The following is a 23,786-nucleotide window of genomic DNA, read 5'->3' on the forward strand; positions in this document are numbered from 1 at the left end:
AGTCATGTATTATATGCATGACTCTTTTTTAAATGGATCGAATAACGGTATTCCCTTACTTCTCCTTAATGCCGCTCCCCACTCTAATCCAATTTCTAAAAATAAATCTCGCATCGTACTATACAATAGTGCTCCAACATCTTTACGAATTTCTCCGTACTTATACGCTCTCACAACACTTTTCACCCGCCAAATTAAATTTCCATACGCTTCTTCATCAGCTAATATCCCCTCTAATAAAGCACCTTGCTCTAGTAATCCGCTCTTTTTATAAGCAAGTTCCACCTTACTCCAAAATATATTAATCTTCTTCGGATTACTCGTCATCGGCACCAGTGCGTATATAAAAGGCTTCGGTATATCGTGACGACAATACGTTTCATCAAGCTCGTACGTTACTTTTCTTTTCTCTTTTATTTGTGGAATGTTTTTAGAAAGAATTGTTTCCCCCTCATTTTTTTGCTCGTTTCCACTACAGCCATCTGTACGATCATCACTTTCACATGCGGACATTTTCATACGGTCATCCATGCGGTCAATTGCAGATTTAAGAAATACATATAAGTTTGCACTATACCCGCCGCGCTTATATCTTTCTTTTGTTGCAATACGTTTTATAATCCCTAGTTCTTCTAACTTTGCAATCGAGCGGCGTACCGTACGAATACTCTTTCCAACATTTGTAGCAATCGTCTCCATTAACGGACAAGCAACTCCTACTGTTTTCTTTTTCTCATTCACTGCATACTTTCCTAAAAAATGAATAATGATAGAATCCGTTTTATTCAATTGAAATCGATAGCACTTCAAAACTTGTTTTTGATATGTATTAAACTCTTCTTTACTTCGAAATTGACTATATGGTTTCATTAAATTATATAAGCTTCCCATTTTTATCACCTCACTTATAGGTAAGAAATAGGAAGAGAAATTGGCGTGATATTTAATATTTTTTATCCCGCATTAACGGGCAGTAAGACTCCCACCTCCAGATTCGGCGAATGCGAGGAGGTTAGGTGGGAGATCAACTGCCCGTAAAAGCCCGATTGGTTCAACTAATAATCAGTGGGGGATGGACAAAACCCCCACTGATTAAATTTTCACTTTATTGGAGATGAAAATATGATTGTAATTAGTGCTTGTTTAGGTGGTATCGCTTGTCGTTATGACGGTAACGATAATCTCGTTTCACAAATAGAAGAGTTATTACAAAGGGAAGACACCATCCTCGTTTGTCCCGAAGTATTAGGCGGTTTACCAACACCACGCCCTTCTGCTGAAATTATCGGCGGTAATGGCGATGATGTTTTAGATGGAAAAGCAAAAGTAATGACGAAAGAAGGACAAGATGTCACGGAAGCTTTCGTGCGTGGTGCTTATAAAGCATTAGAACAAATAAAAGATTTAAACCCAGAATATATAATTTTAAAAGAACGCAGTCCATCTTGTGGTAGTTCTACTATTTACACAGGGGAATTTAACGGCAATAAACAAACTGGTTACGGAGTGACAACTGCTTTATTTAAAAGACACGGATTTAAAGTCATTTCAGAAGAGGATTTTGAAAGTAAAAAAAGGAATTGACCCTGTTCGTCAATTCCTTTTCCATCTGTCTTATTTCACACCTAATTTTTCTTTCACTTTCGCAGGAAGCTCGTCCTTTTTCACTTCTTCCCAAGCAGTTACACCTTTTTCATCTGAGTGGAATACACGCAAAAATGCTTCTTTACGAAGATTTTTCGCAGCGGTAAATTCCATTTCTTTTTCTTTACCATCCTTATCAAATGCAGGTAGCTTATACTCGAATGATTTGTGCGGCTGACCACTATCAGCTTTTTCATTCTTTTCGATTCCATCAGTAGTAATTTGAACGTAGTACTCATCTTTACCCATACGGTTTAAATCACAGCCAACTAATAGACTTGCAAATACAACTAAAATACTAAAAAGTGCAATATATCTTTTCAATTCCTTCACCTCATATGTTTTTCTTATATTGTTATCTTAAGGCCTTCGCTTTAAAGAAGAAATTCAAAAACATGACATAAACATTACACTTTTGTAAGATAGTAAATTAAAACTTTAATCAGTGTTTTTTCATTGAAAACGTTATTGACACTCATCTAGCCTAGTCATGACAATCTATTAACGCCAATAACGTCTTCCACGCCAATTTTTCCACTTGTCACGAATCTTATCACGTAATTTCCTTATACCGCTTATTACACCCTCTATTACGCACTCTATTATGATATCTATTACAATGTAACTTACAAATTTAGTTATAGGTTTAATCACATATCTCCCTACGAATTCAAAAACATCGTCAATCTTGCGTCCCCTCCCGCTCGTACAAAAAACTGCTACTTCCCATTCTTTTTGCGCAATCTACGTTCTGTTACAACCGCTGCGCCTACTGCAGTAGCTATCAACAAAAATAGTACGGCGATAGCGTCCACAATGAGGCTATTGAATTTGGACAAAACCCCAACAAATACTAACGCTATCGTTAATACTGCTAGCATAATTATCGTTATCTTATCTTCGTTCATCATTGTCCTCTCCGATTACTCACGGTTCTCTCTCCAAGACTTTATAAAGCCACCGACAACTTTACTGCAATTGTTCCCGTAATTAATTTATTATCGTTGTAATCCATCTTCTACTACCTGCGTAACAGTTCCATTTGGTTCGAAGATTACACGTAATGTTCCTTCGCCGCCATAACCGGTATAGCCGTATACTGAATACGATTTATATTTCTCAATCATACGTGGCTGTCCAATCGCAGCTTTTACTTGATTCGCAGGCATACCTTTTTTGATTTTCAAATAGTGATTATAGTCTACTTCCGCCGAATCGTTATTTACATCTTTATACCACGGTACGCGGTCGTTTTTTTCTTCATATTCCTTTACAGGCTCTTCACTGCTTTTCGTAGATACCGGACTCTCTTTATCCGCATCCCTTATAGCAGTGCGTTCAATATTCACAACGTAACCATATGTATTTAATTCAACCATAATTTCATATGTACCATCCGTATCCTTTTCAGTATAAAACACGCGTTTTTCCTTGTTATTATAATGTTTTATGTTCTCACCACCGTAGTTAATCTTGTTAAGGATATCCGTATATGTCATGCCTTCCTCAATCTTTTCGGCTTCGTCACGAGAAATATAACGCTTCTGTGACGATGTAGCGTCCTCATATTTAATGCTGTCACGTTCACTCGTAGTCATAGGGGTTTCCTTCTGTTCTTTTAGTACTTCCGCTTCCGATTTCACTTGTTGCTTTGCTCCCGCTTTTGTTAACACGTCTGTATCGTTAGAACAAGCTCCAAATACTGATGCTGTAACCAACGTCATCCCTAATACCAGTACTTTCTTAAATGACTTCATTGTAATTCCTCCGGTAGTTTTTAATTTCTAGTAATCAGCGTATTTTAATTAATATGGAACGAGTCAGTTCTATACAATTCGATATAGCCTGCACCTTCATGCATCCTCTTTAGCCTTCTTCTTGCATATATTCGTTATCTTTGTCATGCTCTTTTTCTTTTTAGCGCAAAAGAAAAGACCTTCCTAACGATTTGGTTTCATCGCTAAGAAGGTCTTTATATGCAACCTACCCATTCAATTTCCACTTAGAATAAAGGGATGAAAAAACTTAGCAATCTTCTGGCTTACCAGCATTCGACGCTGTACGGAAAGATGATCCGCATCCACATGATGCGATCGCGTTTGGATTGTCGATTGTGAATCCGCCGCCAAGCATAGATTGCTTATAGTCAACTTTCACTCCCTTTACAATCGGAGCACTTTCTTTATCGATAACAAATTCAACACCGAAAAACTCAAGAACTGTGTCGTCTTCTTTTGGTTCTACTTCAAATCCTAAGCCGTAAGAAAGACCACTACATCCGCCGCCATGTACAGCAAGGCGCACGTACTTCTCTCCATCTTCAGCATCTTTTAACATATCTTTAATTTGAAAAGCTGCTTGTTCTGTTACTTCAATCATGAAATACACCATCCTTTCTGTTCTCATTCTATTATACATCTTTACGCTTCTATCTTGTACTCATACACTCCGCGGCAAATTATTTCCGCAGGTCCTTTCATTAATACATTTCCTTCTTCTGTCCATGCGATCATTAAGTCGCCGCCTGCTAAGTGAACCGTAATTTCTTTACCGTGTTCCATTTTCCCATTTAAAATTGCCGCAACGACAGCTGCGCATGCTCCTGTTCCGCAAGCTTGTGTTACACCAGATCCTCGTTCCCAAACGCGGAAATTCATCTCTTCATCATTCAAAATCTCGATGAATTCAACATTCACTCGCTCTGGGAACATTTCATGCGTCTCAAGAACCGGTCCTAACGTTGTAAGAGGCGCTTTTTCTACATCATCAACAAAAATAACCGCATGTGGATTCCCCATTGAAACAGCTGTAAATGCATAACGGTGATTATTGTATAAGAAGTTTTCACGAATAAATGGTGTTTCTCCTTCACCAAGCATCGGTATCTCTTCACGTGTTAAACGAGGTGCTCCCATATCGATTTTCGCTAATGTAACTTTGTCATCTTCTACCGTTACTTCTGCCGTAACAATACCAGCTAACGTTTCAATTGTGAAAACTTTGCCTTCTACTAGTTTATGCTCATACGCATATTTCGCTACGCAGCGTAAACCATTTCCACAGCTCTTTCCTTCTGAGCCATCGTTATTAAACATGCGCATTTTTACTGGTGCCACGTCAGAAGGACAAATTAAAATCATTCCATCTGCACCAATACCAGTATTAATATTTGAAACCTTTTCCGCTACAATTGCTAAATCTTCTTCTCTAATTTGTTCCTCAAACATATTTACATATATATAACTATTTCCAAGACCATGCATTTTTGTAAAAGAAAATTGGCTCATTTTTATTCACTCCAAAAATAATTTATTATTTCAAGTATAAAATGCATGCTTTTAGAACACAATATGAATGTCCCCCGTTTCTCATATTTGACAGTGTTTTGGCAATAAGCCGTTCTTACACAAATCGTGTAAGAAAAAAGCCCTTCTAAAAGGGCTTTTTTTTTTCGAAATAAACACTCCTAATAAAGTGAAACTTTAATCAGTGTGGGACGGGCAACAGGGCTTCAACCTAACTTCTTTGCTTCAGCTGAATTTTGAGGTGGGAGTCTTACTGCCCGCAAATAGCGGGATAAATGAAAAAAGAAAAACGTTGCCTGTTTGCAACGCTTTAAAACATTGGATTTTCATCCATATAATCATATACATTATTTACAAGTTCTTCTACTGTTGCACCTTGTACAACTTCACCATTTACAAGTGCAAATGGACCTTCAAAACAGATGCCACAATATCCTAAACAACCATATTCCATTACGTCTAAATTAGGATCTTTTTCTAATTTTTCTAAAGCTGCTTGCGAACCGCTTGCAAGGTTACCTACACAAAATTCGATTAATGGTTTAATCAAAACTCTCTCCCCCCTGTATCTCTAAACAAATTACCATTTACTTTATATGGTATGTGCATACCTAATTTGCGAAACGGATAAGTAACCCTCTCTACTTGTTACCATTCCACTTTATTTATAAGAAGAAAACTAAGCTGTTTCTTGTTGTTTTCGTTATATATTCTAAACTATTTAGTTACTTCACTATTTCACTTCATAATAGATGGTCTTCTTTATATAACATACTACTCATAATGAAATAGTAACTAGAAAATGAAAACCACTTACTTTACTTTACTTTTCTTCTTATTGTACAACAGAGTATTCATTCATGCATTGTTATTTGTTCACAAATTCGATATAATTTGATTGTGTAAAGTCAAAATATTTTATTAATATAAAATTGTATGATTAGGGGATATTTCAACAGAAAAGGGGTAATCCATCATGAAACACCTCGTAATACTAGGTGGCGGCTACGGTGGAATGAGAATTCTGCAGAGGCTACTTCCAAGCAACCAACTTCCAGATGATGTACAAGTGACATTAATCGACAAAGTACCATATCATTGCTTCAAAACTGAATATTATGCATTAGTTGCGGGTACTATTTCAGAAACACATATTCGTATACCGTTTCCCGAGCACCCACGCCTCAATATTCAATACGGCACAATAACAAATATTGATCTCGAAGAAAAAGCTGTTCATCTCGATGGCGGGGAAGCGATCCAATATGATGATTTAATTATCGGTCTTGGCTGTGAAGATAAATATCATAACGTTCCTGGGGCAAAGGAATATACACATAGCCTACAATCAATTGAACAAACACGTAAGACATATGAACAATTAAATAGCTTAGAACCAAATGCAACAGTAGCTGTCGTTGGGGCTGGTTTAAGCGGCGTTGAAGTGGCAAGTGAACTTCGCGAAAGCCGTTCAGATTTAAAAATCTATTTATTTGATCGAAAAGATAGAATTTTATTCCCATATCCAGAGAAATTAAGTAGATACGTAGAAGAATGGTTTGTAAAACATAAAGTTACCATTATACGAAACTCTGACATTACAAAAGTGGAACCAAACATTGTATACAACCATGATGAACCACTTGAATGTGATGCAATCGTCTGGACAGCTGGTATTCAAGCAAATGAAGTTGTTCGAAACCTCCCAGTTGAACAAGATGGTAGCGGACGGGTTGTTTTAACTAAATATCACAATATTCCAAATAATGAGCACGTTTATGTCGTAGGAGATTGCGCAGCACTTCCACACGCACCATCTGCTCAACTTGCTGAAGGTCAAGGAGAACAAATTGTCCAAATATTATTAAAACGTTGGAATAATGAACCCCTTCCTGATGAACTGCCTGTTATTAAATTAAAAGGTGTTCTCGGTTCTCTCGGCAAAAAACACGGATTTGGTTTACTAGCAAACCAACCATTAATGGGACGTGTACCGAGATTATTAAAATCCGGTCTTCTTTGGATGTACAAATATCATAACGGTTAATACTTTAAAGGCTGCCTACATAGTAGACAGCCTTTTCTATTCATTTTTTGTAACTACTCAGTCATTCTATGAAAAACCGACAGAAAAGCATTTTTTTAAATGGCCGAGAGGGACTGGCTATGTATAGGATCCGTCAGTGCCTTTTCCTGCCACGCGCAAAGTTTTAAAACAAAGAAAAAAGATGTTCCTTCTAAAGAGACTTTATTTTTCTATTTTTCTCTCTTTTTGATACGATATAACTAGAATCAGAAAGGAGCAATTTATGTTTATATTAAAAGACATCACATATAAAGATATTCTACACATTCCTTATTTACAGATTCAAAAAGAAAAAACAACTTGTATTATCGGTGAAAGTGGTAGTGGTAAAAGCACATTACTTCGCATGTTAAACGATTTACAATCACCCACATCTGGCACAATTGAATATAACGGAAAATCTATTTTAGATTATCCTCCCATTCAATTACGCCGTGAAGTTGTCATGCTCGGACAAACTCCGCCTATTTTTGATGGAACAATTAAAGATAATTTATTAATGGGACTTCGATTTTCTGAAAAGCCATTTCCAAATGACGATGCCCTGCAAGGCGCATTAACGACTGTTAGCCTAGATAAAAAATTAGAAGATAACGCCTCTTCTTTATCAGGTGGCGAAAAACAAAGACTTGCTTTCGCTCGTATTATACTAATGGATCCGCCCGTCTATTTATTAGATGAACCAACTTCGGCACTAGATGGTGACACAGAACGCCGCGTTATGAAACAATTTACTATGCTAGCAAGAGAAAAGAAAAAAACAGTTATCTTCATCACGCACTCGCAACAACTTCCAGAAGAAATCGCAGACGATATTATTGAAATTAGTAAAACAAACGGTGCAACTAGAAAGGAAGTGCTATCAATTGAAGGGCGTTATTGAACTACAAATTTGGCAACTTGCAGCTGCATATATTTTCATCCTTATTTTAATCGGGCTTGTGAAATTAAAAGGAATACCGCGTGAGAAACAAATTACAATTGCTACATTACGTATGACAATTCAGCTCGTACTAGTCGCATATGTTCTTACATACATATTTGAAAATAGTAATCCGTTTTATACAATAGCTCTCATTACTTCTATTACTACCTTTGCGATTTTCAATATTTATAAACGAGTTAATATTCCAATGTCAAAAGAATTAAAACGAGTAGCCGCCCTCTCCATGATTGCTGGATCAATTGGCCCTCTTCTACTATTTATCTTTGTCATTATCGGACACGATCCTTGGTATGCTCCGCAGTATATCGTTCCTATTGCCGGTATGCTAATCGGTAATGCTATGACAGGTATTTGCCTCGGGGCAAACACCTTTTTAAACAGTATGAAATCACAAAGAGACCATATTGAAGGGGCACTTATGCTTGGCGCAACTCCAAAACAAGCAGCTGCTCCGCTCATACGGGACGCTTTCGATTCTGCTATTTTACCAACAATTAATTCTATGGTCGGAATGGGGATTATAAGTCTTCCCGGCATGATGACAGGACAAATTTTATCCGGTGTATCACCATTTACAGCTATCCAATATCAAATTGCGATTATACTTGGCATTTCTGGAAGTACAGCTTTCTCTGTTATTATCTTCTTACAGCTTGGGTATAAAACGTTCTTTAATAAGCGGTGCCAGTTGAAAGAAGTTGAAGTACAATCATAAAAAAGACGCTCTGCAAGTTACTTACAGAGCGTCTTTTTTCTTTGCTAATCTTACGCTTTCTTAACGAACTGTGATTTTAACTTCATAGCTCCGAAACCATCGATTTTACAATCAATATCGTGATCTCCCTCAACTAGACGGATACTCTTTACTTTCGTACCAATCTTTACAACTGAAGAAGTTCCTTTTACTTTTAAATCTTTAATGACAGTAACAGCATCGCCATCTTGAAGAACGTTTCCGTTCGCATCTTTTACAACTTTTGCACCATCATTACTTTCAGCTTCCGCTTCTTGCCCCCACTCATGGGCACATTCTGGACATACGAAAAGAGCGCCATCCTCATACGTATATTCTGAATTACATTTTGGACAATTTGGTAAAGTAGCCATAAATTCATTTCCTCCGTTCATTATTTATACGTAAAAATCAAATCGAATTTTTACATGTCGATAAATAAAATTTGTATAGCATTTCTTTATACTGCCATAGTCTCACGTTATTGACAAGCCTACCTCAAATTCTCATTTTTTATTGTATTTTACAAAATTTCAATTAGTATGGCGTTTGTTTACTAATGGTTTTCTCTTCGTGTTACATATCCTTTCTCATAAATAAAAAGAAGAATCTTCATTAGACTCTTCTTTTGGCGATACATCATTATCTATTTATATTAATACCAGGCATTTTCTTCAATATAAAATTGATACTCTTCTGCTTCTTCTTCATTTAATTTTTTATCGTTTAAATAAATTTCTTTCCATTCAAATCTCTGTTTATCTAAATACACAGCGAACTTAACCTTTACATCCTTTTTTTCCTCATAATCATAACCAGTAAATTCTACTATATCAAAACGTCCTTCTTTTTTTACATACGTCCATTTTGGATCATCAGTAAAAACTTCCAATGTAATCCCTTCATCACTTAAACGAATTACATCTTTTATATTCGGTTCCGTCGGTAAATACGATAACCCGTAACCAGCTGCACCAAATACTACAAATAATAACGCATTTAATCCAAGCATAATCCCAACATGAGTGCCACCCTTTGTTTGGAAGTAATAATTGTGTTGTGCATCAGATAACTCTTTTGCCTTATGTAAAACACGAACTGTATGCTTGTAATATAAACGATTCCCTTGCCATCCAGTAAATAGCATAGTTCCGAAATAAACAATAAAATCGATCCACATCGGGATATCTATAAAAACAGAGGTAATTAAAGTAGGAACTCCTACTAATGCAATAATAATAAATAATTTATACATCTTGCGATAAGCTAACCACAATAATGGGAAGAAAAAGGCTATCCAGTTCCAACTATTTCCCTTCTCGGGATCATTTGCTTTCCCCCACTTAAAGTCGTAATATGCAGTATTATTTCTCACAACTTTATGTAACTCTTTAGGAGCTATCGCTTCCTGTAAAACAGTGTCCTTCACGTACATCATCCTTCTCTTATTTCTATATAATTTTTATTGTAAAGAAATAAAACAAAGGAATCTAACAAAAAGTAGTTATATTTCATAAAAATGAACAAAAATCGAATACATTCCGACAATTATCCATTCTATATTCCATTTTACTATTAAATATATTAGAATACTCATATATAAGACATTTAATACACTATGTTAAACATTTCGTGTATTCGCAAAAAAAGATGTATCAAAATCATTTTGACACACCCTTCTCCTATTAAACTACTATTGTAATATGACCTAGCCTAAAATCTCGACTTAAGAGACTTCACAAATTAGCTCTCTACTATTTCAAACATATTTCCACTTACACAACTATCCCACATTACCCTTCACTTTCTCAATAACATCTTCTATACGCTTAGCTATACATTCTGGCTCCCAATCTCCCTCACCGTGCATTGCCGTATAAACTGGACAATTCTCATCATTACTATCTACAAAGATTGGGTCCCCAAGATATGAATCTATTCCAATTACAATCCATCCTTCTTTCCAATCTCCTTCTTCACTCCCGATTAAACTTTGACCTTCATCATCAAAGCTATAACCAAGTTGTCCTTCTTCTATTTCTTCACTATTAAATAATTCGATTGTCATAGGTTCAAATTCACACTCTAACTCAATTTCATTATCCTCAGCACGATCTACATATGCTAACAGTTGTTTAATTTTATTGTGGTTAATCATAATATCTTCCCCCTCTATTGTGCAATTTTTTAATTAACTATAATATACAAAATAAAGTTTATAAAACTATTATTTGAGGTGACCAAATATGAAGACTACACTTTGGGCAGAAGATGACTATTTAAAATTAGCACCTATTAACGACGAACTAATAAAAAAAGCAGAAGAAGCACTAAACGTAAAGCTCCCAGAATCGTACATAAATCTTCTAAAAGAACAAAACGGAGGAACTCTTCGATTAGATGCTCATCCTACTTCAGAGCCAAATTCTTGGGCAGACGATCACGTTAATGTTTCTGGATTATATGGCATTTCTTTTGATGAAAATGAGTCTAGTATTTTAGAGAGCCATTATTTAATTCAGGAATGGGACATGCCTGAGAATATCGTGCTTTTATCTGGGGACGGACATACGTGGATTGCATTAGACTATCGAAACGTAGCTGAAAATCCTCCAGTTATATTTATCGATAATGAGTTTGAGGAAATTATTGAATTAGCACCTAACTTTGAAAGTTTCTTACAAAACTTAACTACTTACGATTATGATGAAGAATAAACCTATCTCTAAAGGAGTACACAATGGTGCAAGATTTCATTATAAAGTGAAACTTTAATCAGTGGGGGTTTTGTTCATCCCCACTGATTATCAGCCCGCACCAATCGGGCTTTTACGGGCAGTTGATCTCCCATCTAACTTCTTTGCTCCAGCCGAATTTTGAAGTGAGAGTCTTACTGCCCGTTAATGCGGGATAAACATCAAAAAGAACAGTCTATTGCATAATGTTTCACATGAAACTATCCATATTTTAGATTATCTTTCGACTTCTCATTCCTTGCAATGTACTTTTTCATTATATAAAAATAGTAGAAGCATCCTTTATATGAAGGATGCTTTTACTATTCACCTACCACTTCCCCCTACACTCTTCAATTACATACAGCAAATACTGCTTCGTCATATCAGCCCTTCTCCACCTTGAGATTATTCGCTTTTCTTTTGGATTCTGCCGCATTCGCTCTACTTCCCTTAATAAAGGATCCCACTTATAAGAGTAAAGTTCCAACATGTATTGTAATCCTCTATCTTTTGAAACAATTGTTTTATGTTCTAACGTATATAAAATACGTCCCATCGTAACGACAGCTGATTCTACCCATTCTTCTATGAAAAATAAATAAGGACGCTTCGCTTTTTCAAACCAGTAATGTTCTACGTTGTATTTCATTGTATTTACTACATCGTCCCACTTTATTTGAAAGGAAAGGTCTTCTACTTCTTTCCCGCTAACTGTAATACCTTGATTTTTCAATGTCCACCATGTGACCGCGTTAATATCCCAATGACCAATATCAGCCTTACCATCTGCACAATACACGTACTCATTTATTTCATGATTGTATTTCCCTAAGTCAGCAAGCGGAATATACATACCGTCCATTCTTTTACCTAACGTACTCTTACTAAGTTTCTTATGAAGTTCTACAAGTTGCTGTTTTTCAGCTTCATTCACAGAATCACTTATTACTGTAATAAAATCCACATCGCTCGTTTCTGCATGAAATGCACCGAGTGCAATGGAGCCGTAAATATATACCCCGACTATTTTTTCATCTAAAAAAATTTCTTTTAATTCTACTGTGTACCGCTCCATTAATTGCTTTACTTCTTCTGGTAAAGCATGTTTTATTCCATTCTCCACATCTATCCCTCCATAAAAAAAGCCTTCGCAAATTCGCAAAGGCTTCATGCTTTATAAATATTTCTCGATTTCTTCATAAACATCCTTCAAACGAGGATTTCCTTCTCCAACGATTTCACCATTTACAAGAACGACTGGATAAAATAGATCTTCCTCCACTACTCGCTCTGCGAATGCTTTTTTATCTTCATCTTCTTGTTCTTCTTGAAAATCAATATACTCAAACTTAAATTTATTTTCTTGTCCTTCATATTTACGACCAATCGCCGCTTGTAACCACTCAAACGTTTCTGTTGAAGATGGCATTCCAACGCAGCTCGCACAAATTACTTTCGTCCCATACACTTGCACATTAACCATTTCTTCTCCCCCGCTTCTTGTTTCAACAGTATATTCAGATGTCTTAGTACATAAGCACATCATTTTACAAACTTATTCCCTACCCCTATACTGAAAAAACACGTTGTAAACATGATAAAAAATTTCGACATTAAAACAAGAACAGAAAAAATAGATTTTCCCCTCTATCTTGATTATAATAAAACTGATGAAAGGAGTCGATAAAAATGGAAAACCCACATATGGAAGAACAAGTACTAGAAGTATTAGATAAATTACGTCCATTCTTACTTCGCGATGGCGGAGACGTTGAATTAGTAGACATTGAAGAAGGTATCGTAAAATTACGCCTTATGGGTGCATGCGGAAGCTGCCCAAGTTCTACAATCACACTAAAAGCTGGTATCGAACGCGCACTACTTGAAGAAGTACCAGGCGTTATTGAAGTAGAACAAGTATTTTAATTAAAAGCGGAAGCGGCTCGTCCAAAATGTGAGGAGGATGGAGCTTCTGACATAGAGGCGCTTTTTGCCTCGGCGGAAGAAGCGAAGCCACCGAACATTTTAGCCGCTGGAGCTAGATAATATCTAAAAGCGGAAGCGGCTCGTTCAGAACAGAAGGTCATTGGAGCTCCTGACGAAGAGGCGCTTTTTGCCTCACAGGAAGGCGCGAAATGGCCGACTGTTCTAGCCGCTGGAGCTGGATAACATCTAAAAGCAGAAGCGGCTCATTCAAAGCTACTTCTAAGAAAAGAGACCAAATTTGGTCTCTTTTTTTGTACGCAAACAAGACATACTCCCCTACACTATTAACATCATAAAACAAAATTGGAAATCCTTCTCAAAAAGTGCGATAATTAATACTATAGAATCGTTCACACATATACAGAAAAAAACATAGGGGGACGACACATGCCAAGAATGGGGAACACTTTCTTAACAATTCAAGAACTAGAAAAGAAAAAAGAGTATTTATTAGACCTTTCATCCGTTATACCAACATGGAATGCAAGTTATCAATTTTTATTTAAAGAAATCCAGCAAGAATTATTGAGTAAAGTAAATGAAAAAATCGAAAGACATCAATTCATTTTAAATATATGTGCAGATCAACAGGTAGGGGCATAATGTATTACATACAATTGTGATATATAAAAAAGAGACCTCACCCGGTCTCTTTTTTCATTTTAAGATAGCCAATCTAATTTCCTAATGCCTAACTTATCAACAGGTAAACGAAATGACTCGTAAAAATGATTCATAAATTGCTCAGTGCGCTTCACATCATGTAAAATGATTTCTAAACGGGCTCTATATATGCCTTTTTGTTCTTCGTTTCCTGTTTGATAATATCGTTCAATTGTTTCAAAGTAGTGAAGCGGGAACAGAAGCCTTGCGAATAATAAGCGCCAACCAAATGAAGAGAGCGAATAATTACGTTCATAATCTGTAATGAATTGAACTACCGTTTGCTCCCAATCTTTCTTTTTTTCTATCATCATATAGCGAATACATTCTGCTATATCTCTACTTGGGTGATCATATACCCAATCAAAAGGAAGTTTTAAACGCTTCGTTTGCTGCCATAATAAAGGTGTAAATCGTTCTTGGCAAATTGTTGCTGCGTCAGTTATTTGTGGTGTATCGTCCATTTCTGTATCGACAACATATTGAATTGCATTTTCTGCAACTCCTAAGTAATACGGGAAGGATTCAATAAACAATTGATCGAATACGTCTGAAGGATGGTTCATCACTTGCGATTGCCAAAACCTTTCTAATTGGTCGAGCCTTTTTTCCCATAATGCTTTCCATTCACCAATGCGGCTTAATTGCTCAACTTCTTCTGGAAAGAATGCGCCACGTTTATGGAATATAGAAAGCTCACTTCCTAATGATGTAGCATGTCGCTCTAACATACGCATACCTTTTAATAAGCAGTAATTTTTTTCTTCTATCTCACTTACATAGTAGCCGTGTATAGTCGGAACGAAAGTCGAAACAGTTATATCCCCTTGCTGGTTCATATAATCACTGAGCTTTTTCATCTCTACAAGTACTTCTTCCTCCATTTCTCCAATTGGAACAAGTACATAAATTTTGTTGCGAATCCAAAAGCTTTTATAGGGGCCAAGGGGGATTAATTCTTTAACATGCATGTGATAATGCTCATAAATATGCTGAATCATCGCAGTCGCCACCTATGGTTTTTCTTTATATATATGAGCTTGTGCTCGCCTTTCATTCCTATGCACATGATAAAGCAATGAAACGTATACAAATACTAAAAAGAAAAAAAGGTGATAAACATGAAAGACTCAAATCAACTACAAGAAAGAGCATTACAACTATTACAAGAGCGCGGTGTAACAATTGACGATATTGCTGATCTTGTTCATTTTCTTCAAAAGAAATACCATGCAAATTTAGAGATGTCAGAATGTCGTTATAACGTTGAGCGTGTACTATCAAAACGAGAAGTACAAAACGCTCTTATTACAGGCATTGAACTTGATGTCCTTGCTGAAAAAGGAATGTTAAGTCAGCCGTTACAAGATATCGTAAAACGCGATGAAGGACTATATGGAATTGATGAAGTCATCGCACTTTCAATCGTTAACGTGTACGGGTCAATTGGCTTCACGAACTTTGGATATATCGATAAATTAAAACCAGGTATTTTAGAATACTTAAATGATAAATCAACTGGAAAGGTGCATACATTCCTTGATGATATCGTTGGCGGAATCGCTGCCGCTGCTTCAAGTCGTTTAGCGCACCGTGCTGAGCATTCGGAATAAGGGGTCTAGGCCGTCAGTTTCACACTGACGGCCTTTCATATTCCATAAGTATGAACTCTCTTCCACGGCTCAAAAAAAGAGGTCCTACTTGAAATCCAATGTTTTTATACAGCCTAATCGCTCTCTTATTGAATGTCGCTACACTCAGTCGAAACATTTTCGAATTCAATTCCTCAGTAGCAAATGCTATTCCCGCTTGAAAAAATATTTCCCCCATCCCTTTTCCTGTTAACTCCGGCTTCATTCCAAGCCCAATATCTACTACATCTTCTCCCCTATATAAATTAGCATCTCTTCCCCCTGGCACTTGTGCATTTTCTCCAAAACAAAAATAGCCGATGAATTCTCCATTCTCTCCGCAACAACCGTAATACGTCCCATCTAGCAACTCTTCTATTACTTCAGCATCTCCCGAAAAGCTATATAACGTATAGGGATTTTCATACTTCCACGTATTTATTTCTTTCGCTTCTTCTTCTGTTAACTTATGTATATCCATTCATCTCGCTCCTTATCAAATACTCTACTAATCTATATGTATTTACTCATTCATTTTCCAAACTTGATTCTCCTCTAATCGTAATATGCATAGTTACATACGCACACCCCTTAAAAAAATGCTAAAATTTATTTGAATCGCTGTTGTTACACTTCTTGATTAAGAAAGACTGTTAACCGGAAAATTAACGTCTTATCAAACCCAAGCAATTGGCACGTTTTGTCATCATGAAAGACACTCGAAAGAGTGTCTTTTTTCTATACCTGAGCAGGACCTGCTCATTTACAAAATTAATGCATAAATTAATTTAACTCTTAAACCCATTATTCCCTTTCTATACGTTGCAGCGTTCGTTGCGACAGATTCGGATAATAAAAAGCACTCCAGCCAGAGTGCTTTTTACTTTCAAACAAGGAGGTTACATATATGGATAGTACTCTTGTATTTAACTTTGGCATTGGTATTGTTATCATTTTATTCGTCTTCTTTGTACTTTGTATGAGCGGGATATAGTAATCTTTTATGCTGATAACTCCTTTAAAGTATCACTCAATTTAAACTTTCTTAATTGTAATGAAGCAATCATCGCTGCTCCTGCTCCGAGTATAATGCTAGCTAGTGCCAATATTAAAACTTGATTATACGGAATGATAATAACCGTTAACTCTAAGCTTGATAACACAATATAACTAAATACAATTCCACCTAAAACCCCAATACAACCAGCTATCGCTCCAAGTAAAGTGCCCTCTAATAAAACAATCCGTCTCATTTGCTTCGGAATAGCTCCTACCGCACGAATCATACTAATTTCAGCACGTCTTTCATGTAAACTTGAGACAATCGCATTCATTAACCCTATACCAGAAATAATGAAAACAATTACAACTAACAAGCGAATTAACATCATCATTTGCGATAATAACTGCTTCTGTTCTTTTAATAAATCATGGCTATTAATAACTTCTACGTTCTCTTTATTATTTGTAATTTGTTTTACTTGCTTCTTAATCTCTTCAAATGATTGATTAGAATTTGTCATAACTTGAATTGCTTCATATCCTTGCACGTGAAACTTATCACGAACCCATTGTTCATTTACGAAAATGTCTAATCCTCTTCCCCTTAATCCTTGCTCAATAATCGAAACGACTTTAATCGTTTGTTTTTCTTTCCCTTTTCCTTGTACTTCAATCGTATCATGCAACTGAATCCCTAATGTTTTAGCAGTTCTCTTCGTAACGACTCCCTCACCATCTTGTAATGGCTTATTTAAATCTTGTCCTGTAATCACTTTCGCTTTTGTTACTTTTTGATAAGCAACAATATCATTCCCCACAACTTCTATCACATCATATTCAAAATCATCTTTCCTCACATTTTCATACCACTCTTGATCCGCTTTTTTAAAATCATAATTTATAAGCTTCGCTGTAAAGTCAGTAACATTTGCTACGCTCTCTTCTACACCATCAATTTTTTTAACCTTCTCCATCCAACTAAATGGTAATACTTCAGTACTTTGCGACTCTATTGGAATTCTTATTACTAAATCAGCTGGTAAATGTTTTTGTAACCCATCTTTCATGCCTTCGTAAATAGAGTTTATATACATCGTTCCAACAAGTGCTAACATAAAACCAAATGCTAGTATAGCAACCGATACAGCTGCCTTATTTCGATAACGAATTACATTTCGGCTACTAATCGTCGTTTCAATTCGTAATATCATTTGAAGTGGTTTTGCAATCACTGGTGCTATCATCCGAATAAATAACGGAATCGCAAATAACAAACCGACCGCAAATAACAGCGCACCTATCGCACTTGGATTAAAACCGATATATCGCTCTAATACGTTACCCGCTAGTCCAATAACAGTACCAATGATTAAAATGCTACCACTAAAAGCACTCCACCTTTTTTCTTTTTTCTCATTACTAGGAAGACCTGGCCTAAGCGCTTGAACTGGTGGAATCTTTCTAACCATAAAGGCTGGTATAATAGCCCCTATGATAGACATAACAATCCCTAGTAAAAACGTAATGAGTAAAATCTCGCCTGAAATCGAGAATGATTCTTTCACTGCCCCCTCAATATTCACCCATTTATTAATAGATGATGCGGCGATTGTTTGCGTACCTGCTCCAAGAATAACTCCTGCTAGTGATCCGATTGCCCCAATACATAAAGCCTCTAATAAAACGACTAATATAATTTGATTTGGATTACTACCAAGTGCACGTAATAATGCCCATTGCTTAAATCGACTTCTGACAGATAAGAAGAAACTTCCCATTATTAAAAGGGCTACAACAAATAAGGCAATACCACCTAAACTAAAAATTAATGGCTTCATTACATTTAGGCGTTCAAATGCCTTATCTACATAAGTACGTTGGTCCACCTTTATATTTTCAATCTTTTTATGTACATCAAAAGCAATTGCTTTTTTCACATTTACATCTTGTACTTTCACTTGAACAAGATTGAATTGATTTGGTAAATTTAATTCTTTTTGAAGCCAATGGATTGGAAAATAAGCACTATGCCCCATTGACGCCATTAACGGTGGATTTAAAATACCGACAACTTTCACAGCCTTTTCACCATGCTGCGGGAATGGCAGTTTAATCGTATCTCCTACCCGTATATTTTCACGATCTGTATACCCTTTTGTCAGTGCTACTTCAGCACCTTCTTTCGGATATCGTCCTTCTAATATTTTATAAGAATGCATTTCTGGAGAATCTTGCTCAACACCCCAATAAGATGGCTTTCCCGATAGTTCTTTATAATGTGGAAAAGGATACGGTATAAGTGCTTTTGATATTTTTTCAGCATTTTCTAAGCCATCTATTCCTTTTAAACTTTCATTATTTAAATACATGTCATTTTTTATATAGCCAAATTGTAAATTATAATCTCCATACCGACTTACTACTTGTTCCTTCACACTTTGCTCTACTGATTGATTACCTAGTAATAACATCGTCGCTAACATAACACCTAAAGCTGCACCGAGGGCAATCAACATATTTCGCAACCAATTTTGTTTCATCGATTTTACCGCATACTTAATTACCCATCGCATCACCTTTACCTCCTACTTTAAAGTGCCGATTCATAATCTCTTGAATTTGAGTAACTTGTTGCGGGATATTTCGAAATTTCCACCCTTTACTTTCAGTATGCTCATGAATCACCTCACCATCTAATAAGAAAACGACTTTATCAGCATGGGCCGCTACGAACGGATCGTGCGTTACAATGACAGCTGTTTGTCCTAATTCATCACATGCATTGCGAAGTACCGCAATAATATTTTTGCTGTTTTCTGAATCTAACGCCCCTGTTGGTTCATCAGCTAATATAATAGCCGGCTCATTTGCAAAAGCTCTTGCTATCGCAACCCTTTGCTGTTGCCCACCTGATAACTGTGCTGGTAAATGCTTTTCTTTTCCTTTCAATCCAACGAGCTCTAATAAACGATTTGCTGTCACCGTTGCCTTCTTTTGCGAAACATTATCTAATAATAAAGGCAACCCTACATTTTCCTCCGCATTAAACACTGGAATTAAATTAAACTGCTGAAAAATAAAACCAATTTTATGCCTTCTAAATAAAGCGAGCTCTTTTTCTTTTAATGTTGAAATCTCTGTACCGTCAACTCGAATACTACCTACCGATGGAATATCTAATCCACCTAACAACTGAAGTAAGGTCGTTTTACCGGATCCACTTGCCCCCATAATACAAACAAAATCTCCTTTTTGAATTTGAAGATTAATATCTTTTAAGATCTTTACTTTACTATCCCCAATATCAAACGATTTTTCTAACCCTTCAATTTCAATAATATTCACCCCGATATCCCCTTCTCTCTCTATTTACCAATCTATATATTCTATTCGAAAATGCAAAATCCCTACTATTTTGTATTTTTTTGTCACATACTAACATTTATATTAACCGGCAGTAAGTGCCCGATTAGTGTGAGCAAATAATCAGTGCGGGATGGACACCCCCCACCTATTAAAATTTCACTTTATTTCTCACGTCAGAAAAGTTGACTCTCGCAACGGAAGTAACCATAATAATTACACGAATATATAAAAACTATTCACATATCCACAATTAGGAGGAAGAACAATGAAACATGTGATCGTTTATGCACACCCGAATACAGCAAGCTTCAACCATGCAATTTTAGAAACTGTAAAAAGTGAATTAGAAGGAAAAGGTCATGAAGTACGCGTTCGTGATTTATACGAATTAAACTTCAATCCAGTATTAGGTGCTTCCGATTTCATCTCATTTTCCCAAGGAAACACACCAGAAGATATTAAAGAAGAACAAAAGCATATCTCTTGGGCTGATAGTATTACATTCATTTACCCAGTTTGGTGGGCGGGTCTTCCTGCTATTTTAAAGGGATACGTTGATCGTGTATTTAGCCACGGCTTCGCTTATGCTTACGGTGAGAATGGCATTGAAAAGTTATTAAGCGGTAAAAAAGGATTGTTATTATCTACAATGGGAAATACGAAAGAAGCATACACAGCAGGCGGTATGTTTGATGCAATGAAAAAAACAACTGATGCTGGTATTTTCGAATTTACAGGCATTGAAACACTGGAGCATACATTCTATACAAGTGTTCCTTCTGTGGATGACAGTGTGCGTAAACAATATCTTGAAGAAGTTAAAGACGTAGTGAATCGTGCGTTTTAATAAAAAAACTCCGGTTATAATGAAGTGAACCCCGAAAACGGGACACCTATCAAAACACCTAAACCATCTGTTCCCTAAATTCTTTAGGGGATAGGTGGTTTAATTTTTCTTGAATTCGCACACAATTGTAGTAATGAATGTATTCTAGCACAATCTTTCGCACAGTTGTGTTGGATACTTTTGTTATCTTTTGTGAGTAGAAAGCTTCACTTTTTAAATGACCAAAGAAGCTTTCCATGACGGCATTATCATGGCAATTTCCTCTCCGGGACATGCTGGTGATAATGCCGTTTTCTTTGGCACATGCTTGAAATTCCTTCGCTGTATAAATACTCCCTTGATCTGAGTGAAGGATCACATCTTTTATTTTTCTTCCTCGCATTGCTTGTTTTAATGTCTTCATCGCTAATGTTAGTGTTTGTGACTCACTGATGACATAACTAATAATTTCACGATTAAAGGCATCCATAATCGTCGATAAATACAAGGTACGCTCTCCAAATAATAAGTAAGTCACATCTGTGAACCACTTTTCATTTGGGGCTGATGCTTCAAATTGACGCTCCAATCGATGAGGAGCTACCACTGGTTCCGCACCATTCATATATTTCTTTTTCTTTCGACGCACTTTTGAGAGTATATGATATTGTCTCATAATCCGTAATACTTTTTTATGATTCACACACAGTCCCATTTTTCGAAGAGTGGCGGTCACTCTTCGATATCCATACCGCAATTTATGCCTAAGGCAGATTTTCTTTACTTTCTCTTCTATCTCGTCTTTAGGGCGTTCGGCTATCTGTAACCAACGATAAAATGAGGAACGTGGTAACTCTAATACTTTACACAGTTCTTGTACGGTTATTTTTGTTTTTAATTCATTCCATAGGGTAATAACGGTATGTGGTTTCAGCTCCTTTCGATTTCCAGATACTTTCCCCATACAAGTAATTTTGTTTTTAAATGTTTATTTTCTAATCGTAGCTGTTCCAATTCACTTAGCTCTTTTGACCCTTTTCCATAAGAATATTGTTTTCCTACAGGTTGTTGAAAACGATATGTTTGATCTGTACGATACCATTTCATCCATGTCTTAATTTGGGAAACATTTTTAATGCCGAGTGTCTCCATAATGGTACGATTTGAATAACCATCCTTTTTCATCTCAATCACTTTCCACTTTATTTCTTCTGGGTAATGAACTCTTGTCTTCAAACGAAAAACACCTCCATTGAATTTGCATACTTAGTATGCGAATTCAGGAGGTGTTTTTTTCATGTACCACTATTCGGGTTCACTTCACTTCATAACTACCGGAGTTTTTATTTCATCATCAATTTCGGAATATATCTTTGAAGAATGCTTTCTAATTCATTCATATCTTCCTGTCTAATAAGTAAATTTACATTGTCATTCATTTTTTCTCGCCCGCGATATAAAAATATATTTTCTTTTGGATTTTCCCATGTTGATGTTTTATAGCCTTTTAATTCTTCGTATGAATAAAAGTTCAATCCGTCTATTACACCTTTTTCATATATTTGTACACTTTTAATAAGATGGATAGCTATTAAAGTCATAAAACAACTTGCTACAGCATAACTACCTGACTGAACGAGAAACTGTTCAACTGTATCAATATCGCCACTTACGTACTGAGCATATATATACATACATTGCCCGATGAAATACACCGGTCCAAGTAATGCAATCCAACGTCGTTTCACCCGAGGATATGTTGCAATAAGTTTTCCCGCGCTTTTTTTCATTTCATTTATTTTATATATCTTCCATAGAACAAAGAACAAAACACATAATGTAAAAACAAACATAATACATGACATCCAGTACACTCTTATTTTCCCCCTTTACATCACTACATATAAATTTTACATTTTAAATCCCTATAGTACATATGCAATTGTGCATAAAAAAACAGGCAACCTCTTCCGGTTACCTGCCTTTCATTACATCTTCTCAATCCACTCCGTCAAGTTGTGCACAACTTGCGTCGGTTGTACTTCATATTCTGTTAACTTGTCCACAGTTGTTACTCCAGTGTGGACAAGAAGGGTATGCATACTAGCATTTATCCCCGCTAAAATATCTGTATCGTAGTTATCCCCAACCATTAAAGCTTCTTCTTTTCCTATGCCAAGCACTTTTAACGCTTGTTCCATAATGATTGATTCTGGTTTACCAATAAAGATTGGGTCCACACCTGTTGATACTGCAACAACTGATGTTAATGAACCGTTACCTGGTAATAATCCGCGCTCAGTTGGAATTGCAATATCCCCATTTGTTGAAATAAACGTTGCACCGTTACGCACAGCAAGGCACGCTTTCGCTAATTTTTCATATGTGATATCACGATCTAAACCAACAACAACGAAATCAGGATTTTCATCCACAAGTTCAAAGCCTTTTTCCACAAGTGCAGCGTGTAATCCCTCTTCACCAATCATATATACAGTTGCATCTTGTTTGCGCTCATAAATAAAGTTCGCTGTAGCCATACTCGTTGTGAATATTTGCTCCGCTTTCGCTGGAATATCGAAACGAACAAGCTTTTCTGCAACTTGTTCTGGTTTACGAGTTGAGTTATTTGTAACGAATAAATATGGAATACCGCGCTCTCCTAACGCTTTTACGAAGTCGCTTGCTTCTTCAATTTGCTCTTCACCGCGATACATTGTACCGTCTAAGTCAATTAAATAGCCTTTATACATCTGTTTGTCTCTCCTTCTATGCTAACGTTCATATCTATCATACCACTCTTATATTAACCCCTTTTTCAAAAGAAAAAAACGCTTTACCTTAAAGCGTCCCATAACGT

29 protein-coding genes are annotated in these 23,786 nt (G+C 36.3%); 9 read left to right on the plus strand and 20 right to left on the minus strand.

Features of this window, described 5'->3' with window-relative positions; all coding sequences use genetic code 11:
* Positions 1–9 precede the first annotated feature (9 nt).
* Entirely contained in the window at positions 10–891 is an 882-nt protein-coding gene (locus MKY90_RS25230; RefSeq protein WP_088291200.1) for a helix-turn-helix domain-containing protein, read from the minus strand.
* Positions 892–1,122: 231 nt separating this feature from the next.
* Between MKY90_RS25230 and MKY90_RS25235 the strand changes: the two genes are divergently transcribed.
* Positions 1,123–1,584, plus strand: coding sequence for a DUF523 domain-containing protein (locus MKY90_RS25235; protein WP_002089319.1), 462 nt, complete (start codon positions 1,123–1,125; stop codon positions 1,582–1,584).
* A gap of 30 nt (positions 1,585–1,614) precedes the next feature.
* On the opposite strand, the gene MKY90_RS25240 is transcribed toward MKY90_RS25235, so the two are convergent.
* From MKY90_RS25240 to MKY90_RS25270, 7 genes are all read right to left on the minus strand, one after another.
* A complete protein-coding gene (locus MKY90_RS25240; protein ID WP_078203758.1) occupies positions 1,615–1,968 on the minus strand; it encodes a YxeA family protein in 354 nt (117 codons plus the stop codon).
* A gap of 177 nt (positions 1,969–2,145) precedes the next feature.
* On the minus strand, positions 2,146–2,331 hold the full coding sequence (locus MKY90_RS25245) for a hypothetical protein (protein WP_078203757.1): 186 nt from the start codon (positions 2,329–2,331) through the stop codon (positions 2,146–2,148).
* Between the two features lie 32 nt (positions 2,332–2,363).
* Positions 2,364–2,555 (minus strand): hypothetical protein, encoded by a 192-nt coding sequence (locus MKY90_RS25250; RefSeq protein WP_016120988.1) that lies wholly within the window; start codon positions 2,553–2,555, stop codon positions 2,364–2,366.
* A gap of 87 nt (positions 2,556–2,642) precedes the next feature.
* Positions 2,643–3,401, minus strand: coding sequence for a hypothetical protein (locus MKY90_RS25255; protein ID WP_341092840.1), 759 nt, complete (start codon positions 3,399–3,401; stop codon positions 2,643–2,645).
* A gap of 268 nt (positions 3,402–3,669) precedes the next feature.
* The gene (locus tag MKY90_RS25260; protein ID WP_002034566.1) at positions 3,670–4,023 is read right to left on the minus strand and encodes a HesB/IscA family protein; all 354 of its coding nucleotides are present in this window, start codon (positions 4,021–4,023) and stop codon (positions 3,670–3,672) included.
* A gap of 41 nt (positions 4,024–4,064) precedes the next feature.
* The gene (gene dapF, locus MKY90_RS25265; protein WP_002015893.1) at positions 4,065–4,931 is read right to left on the minus strand and encodes a diaminopimelate epimerase; all 867 of its coding nucleotides are present in this window, start codon (positions 4,929–4,931) and stop codon (positions 4,065–4,067) included.
* Between the two features lie 328 nt (positions 4,932–5,259).
* Entirely contained in the window at positions 5,260–5,499 is a 240-nt protein-coding gene (locus tag MKY90_RS25270; protein WP_002015892.1) for a YuzB family protein, read from the minus strand.
* A 426-nt stretch (positions 5,500–5,925) separates the two neighbouring features.
* Between MKY90_RS25270 and MKY90_RS25275 the strand changes: the two genes are divergently transcribed.
* The 3 genes from MKY90_RS25275 to MKY90_RS25285 all read left to right on the plus strand — a co-directional run bounded on the left by MKY90_RS25275 (position 5,926) and on the right by MKY90_RS25285 (position 8,696).
* The gene (locus MKY90_RS25275) at positions 5,926–6,996 is read left to right on the plus strand and encodes an NAD(P)/FAD-dependent oxidoreductase (protein WP_061673646.1); all 1,071 of its coding nucleotides are present in this window, start codon (positions 5,926–5,928) and stop codon (positions 6,994–6,996) included.
* Positions 6,997–7,258: 262 nt separating this feature from the next.
* Positions 7,259–7,918, plus strand: a complete 660-nt coding sequence (locus MKY90_RS25280; protein ID WP_002129718.1) for an ABC transporter ATP-binding protein — start codon at positions 7,259–7,261, stop codon at positions 7,916–7,918.
* Positions 7,902–8,696: an ABC transporter permease gene (locus MKY90_RS25285; RefSeq protein ID WP_002129719.1), complete on the plus strand. Its 795-nt coding sequence runs from the start codon at positions 7,902–7,904 to the stop codon at positions 8,694–8,696. Before MKY90_RS25280 ends, MKY90_RS25285 begins: the two co-directional genes overlap by 17 nt.
* Before the next feature lie 50 nt (positions 8,697–8,746).
* Here MKY90_RS25285 and phnA read toward each other — a convergent pair whose 3' ends face one another.
* The 3 genes from phnA to MKY90_RS25300 all read right to left on the minus strand — a co-directional run bounded on the left by phnA (position 8,747) and on the right by MKY90_RS25300 (position 10,872).
* Positions 8,747–9,088, minus strand: coding sequence for an alkylphosphonate utilization operon protein PhnA (phnA, locus tag MKY90_RS25290; protein ID WP_002089332.1), 342 nt, complete (start codon positions 9,086–9,088; stop codon positions 8,747–8,749).
* 281 nt (positions 9,089–9,369) lie between these two features.
* A complete protein-coding gene (locus MKY90_RS25295) occupies positions 9,370–10,143 on the minus strand; it encodes a DUF2628 domain-containing protein (protein ID WP_098168733.1) in 774 nt (257 codons plus the stop codon).
* Between the two features lie 354 nt (positions 10,144–10,497).
* Complete coding sequence (locus MKY90_RS25300) at positions 10,498–10,872, minus strand: hypothetical protein (RefSeq protein WP_341092843.1); 375 nt, start codon at positions 10,870–10,872, stop codon at positions 10,498–10,500.
* Between the two features lie 88 nt (positions 10,873–10,960).
* Between MKY90_RS25300 and MKY90_RS25305 the strand changes: the two genes are divergently transcribed.
* The gene (locus tag MKY90_RS25305; RefSeq protein WP_215599244.1) at positions 10,961–11,431 is read left to right on the plus strand and encodes an SMI1/KNR4 family protein; all 471 of its coding nucleotides are present in this window, start codon (positions 10,961–10,963) and stop codon (positions 11,429–11,431) included.
* A 349-nt stretch (positions 11,432–11,780) separates the two neighbouring features.
* Here MKY90_RS25305 and MKY90_RS25310 read toward each other — a convergent pair whose 3' ends face one another.
* Together MKY90_RS25310 and MKY90_RS25315 are read right to left on the minus strand one after the other, a co-directional pair.
* Positions 11,781–12,575, minus strand: a complete 795-nt coding sequence (locus MKY90_RS25310) for a nucleotidyltransferase domain-containing protein (protein ID WP_341092845.1) — start codon at positions 12,573–12,575, stop codon at positions 11,781–11,783.
* Positions 12,576–12,626: 51 nt separating this feature from the next.
* A complete protein-coding gene (locus MKY90_RS25315) occupies positions 12,627–12,935 on the minus strand; it encodes a YuzD family protein (RefSeq protein WP_000248586.1) in 309 nt (102 codons plus the stop codon).
* Between the two features lie 206 nt (positions 12,936–13,141).
* On the opposite strand from MKY90_RS25315, the gene MKY90_RS25320 reads away from it, so the two are divergent.
* Together MKY90_RS25320 and MKY90_RS25325 are read left to right on the plus strand one after the other, a co-directional pair.
* Positions 13,142–13,378, plus strand: coding sequence for a NifU family protein (locus MKY90_RS25320; protein ID WP_000431158.1), 237 nt, complete (start codon positions 13,142–13,144; stop codon positions 13,376–13,378).
* Positions 13,379–13,825: 447 nt separating this feature from the next.
* Complete coding sequence (locus MKY90_RS25325; protein ID WP_001137788.1) at positions 13,826–14,041, plus strand: hypothetical protein; 216 nt, start codon at positions 13,826–13,828, stop codon at positions 14,039–14,041.
* 59 nt (positions 14,042–14,100) lie between these two features.
* Here the strand turns inward: MKY90_RS25325 and yutH are convergent, their stop codons facing one another.
* Positions 14,101–15,102 (minus strand): spore coat putative kinase YutH, encoded by a 1,002-nt coding sequence (gene yutH, locus MKY90_RS25330; protein WP_002089339.1) that lies wholly within the window; start codon positions 15,100–15,102, stop codon positions 14,101–14,103.
* 120 nt (positions 15,103–15,222) lie between these two features.
* Here yutH and MKY90_RS25335 point away from each other — a divergent pair, with 120 nt between their 5' ends.
* Positions 15,223–15,714, plus strand: a complete 492-nt coding sequence (locus MKY90_RS25335) for a phosphatidylglycerophosphatase A family protein (RefSeq protein WP_002015902.1) — start codon at positions 15,223–15,225, stop codon at positions 15,712–15,714.
* Between the two features lie 19 nt (positions 15,715–15,733).
* Here the strand turns inward: MKY90_RS25335 and MKY90_RS25340 are convergent, their stop codons facing one another.
* The 3 genes from MKY90_RS25340 to MKY90_RS25350 all read right to left on the minus strand — a co-directional run bounded on the left by MKY90_RS25340 (position 15,734) and on the right by MKY90_RS25350 (position 20,079).
* Positions 15,734–16,213 carry a GNAT family N-acetyltransferase gene (locus tag MKY90_RS25340; protein ID WP_098168714.1) on the minus strand — a complete coding sequence of 160 codons (480 nt, stop codon included), beginning with the start codon at positions 16,211–16,213 and terminating at the stop codon, positions 15,734–15,736.
* A gap of 520 nt (positions 16,214–16,733) precedes the next feature.
* Positions 16,734–19,307 carry an FtsX-like permease family protein gene (locus MKY90_RS25345; protein WP_002191072.1) on the minus strand — a complete coding sequence of 858 codons (2,574 nt, stop codon included), beginning with the start codon at positions 19,305–19,307 and terminating at the stop codon, positions 16,734–16,736.
* Positions 19,291–20,079, minus strand: a complete 789-nt coding sequence (locus MKY90_RS25350) for an ABC transporter ATP-binding protein (protein WP_098168712.1) — start codon at positions 20,077–20,079, stop codon at positions 19,291–19,293. The genes MKY90_RS25345 and MKY90_RS25350 overlap by 17 nt, the downstream gene beginning before the upstream one ends.
* A 286-nt stretch (positions 20,080–20,365) precedes the next feature.
* On the opposite strand from MKY90_RS25350, the gene MKY90_RS25355 reads away from it, so the two are divergent.
* A complete protein-coding gene (locus tag MKY90_RS25355; protein ID WP_215599242.1) occupies positions 20,366–20,947 on the plus strand; it encodes an NAD(P)H-dependent oxidoreductase in 582 nt (193 codons plus the stop codon).
* A gap of 58 nt (positions 20,948–21,005) precedes the next feature.
* Here the strand turns inward: MKY90_RS25355 and MKY90_RS25360 are convergent.
* The 3 genes from MKY90_RS25360 to MKY90_RS25370 all read right to left on the minus strand — a co-directional run bounded on the left by MKY90_RS25360 (position 21,006) and on the right by MKY90_RS25370 (position 23,679).
* Positions 21,006–22,162, minus strand: a protein-coding gene (locus MKY90_RS25360; RefSeq protein ID WP_215598873.1) for an IS3 family transposase whose coding sequence is annotated in 2 segments (ribosomal slippage) — positions 21,006–21,910 and positions 21,910–22,162 — 1,158 coding nt in all. Because the reading frame shifts where the segments join, the coding sequence is not laid out codon by codon here.
* A gap of 107 nt (positions 22,163–22,269) precedes the next feature.
* On the minus strand, positions 22,270–22,800 hold the full coding sequence (locus MKY90_RS25365) for an iron ABC transporter substrate-binding protein (protein ID WP_098168710.1): 531 nt from the start codon (positions 22,798–22,800) through the stop codon (positions 22,270–22,272).
* Positions 22,801–22,914: 114 nt separating this feature from the next.
* On the minus strand, positions 22,915–23,679 hold the full coding sequence (locus MKY90_RS25370; RefSeq protein WP_078204906.1) for a TIGR01457 family HAD-type hydrolase: 765 nt from the start codon (positions 23,677–23,679) through the stop codon (positions 22,915–22,917).
* Positions 23,680–23,786 lie beyond the last annotated feature (107 nt).

The organism is Bacillus sp. FSL P2-0099 (genome assembly GCF_038007445.1).
In the GTDB taxonomy this organism is placed as follows: Bacteria; Bacillota; Bacilli; order Bacillales; family Bacillaceae_G; genus Bacillus_A; species Bacillus_A mycoides.

Excerpts from the sequence above, each read along its gene's own strand:
- MKY90_RS25340 (WP_098168714.1), bottom strand. The coding sequence starts at position 16,213 with ATGGATATACATAAGTTAACAGAAGAAGAAGCGAAAGAAATAAATACG.
- MKY90_RS25300 (WP_341092843.1), bottom strand. The coding sequence starts at position 10,872 with ATGATTAACCACAATAAAATTAAACAACTGTTAGCATATGTAGATCGT.
- yutH (WP_002089339.1), bottom strand. The coding sequence starts at position 15,102 with ATGATTCAGCATATTTATGAGCATTATCACATGCATGTTAAAGAATTA.
- MKY90_RS25305 (WP_215599244.1), top strand. The coding sequence starts at position 10,961 with ATGAAGACTACACTTTGGGCAGAAGATGACTATTTAAAATTAGCACCT.
- MKY90_RS25315 (WP_000248586.1), bottom strand. The coding sequence starts at position 12,935 with ATGGTTAATGTGCAAGTGTATGGGACGAAAGTAATTTGTGCGAGCTGC.
- MKY90_RS25235 (WP_002089319.1), top strand. The coding sequence starts at position 1,123 with ATGATTGTAATTAGTGCTTGTTTAGGTGGTATCGCTTGTCGTTATGAC.
- MKY90_RS25345 (WP_002191072.1), bottom strand. The coding sequence starts at position 19,307 with ATGCGATGGGTAATTAAGTATGCGGTAAAATCGATGAAACAAAATTGG.
- MKY90_RS25260 (WP_002034566.1), bottom strand. The coding sequence starts at position 4,023 with ATGATTGAAGTAACAGAACAAGCAGCTTTTCAAATTAAAGATATGTTA.
- MKY90_RS25355 (WP_215599242.1), top strand. The coding sequence starts at position 20,366 with ATGAAACATGTGATCGTTTATGCACACCCGAATACAGCAAGCTTCAAC.
- MKY90_RS25370 (WP_078204906.1), bottom strand. The coding sequence starts at position 23,679 with ATGTATAAAGGCTATTTAATTGACTTAGACGGTACAATGTATCGCGGT.
- MKY90_RS25335 (WP_002015902.1), top strand. The coding sequence starts at position 15,223 with ATGAAAGACTCAAATCAACTACAAGAAAGAGCATTACAACTATTACAA.
- phnA (WP_002089332.1), bottom strand. The coding sequence starts at position 9,088 with ATGGCTACTTTACCAAATTGTCCAAAATGTAATTCAGAATATACGTAT.
- MKY90_RS25275 (WP_061673646.1), top strand. The coding sequence starts at position 5,926 with ATGAAACACCTCGTAATACTAGGTGGCGGCTACGGTGGAATGAGAATT.
- MKY90_RS25325 (WP_001137788.1), top strand. The coding sequence starts at position 13,826 with ATGCCAAGAATGGGGAACACTTTCTTAACAATTCAAGAACTAGAAAAG.
- dapF (WP_002015893.1), bottom strand. The coding sequence starts at position 4,931 with ATGAGCCAATTTTCTTTTACAAAAATGCATGGTCTTGGAAATAGTTAT.
- MKY90_RS25255 (WP_341092840.1), bottom strand. The coding sequence starts at position 3,401 with ATGAAGTCATTTAAGAAAGTACTGGTATTAGGGATGACGTTGGTTACA.
- MKY90_RS25320 (WP_000431158.1), top strand. The coding sequence starts at position 13,142 with ATGGAAAACCCACATATGGAAGAACAAGTACTAGAAGTATTAGATAAA.
- MKY90_RS25230 (WP_088291200.1), bottom strand. The coding sequence starts at position 891 with ATGGGAAGCTTATATAATTTAATGAAACCATATAGTCAATTTCGAAGT.
- MKY90_RS25250 (WP_016120988.1), bottom strand. The coding sequence starts at position 2,555 with ATGATGAACGAAGATAAGATAACGATAATTATGCTAGCAGTATTAACG.
- MKY90_RS25280 (WP_002129718.1), top strand. The coding sequence starts at position 7,259 with ATGTTTATATTAAAAGACATCACATATAAAGATATTCTACACATTCCT.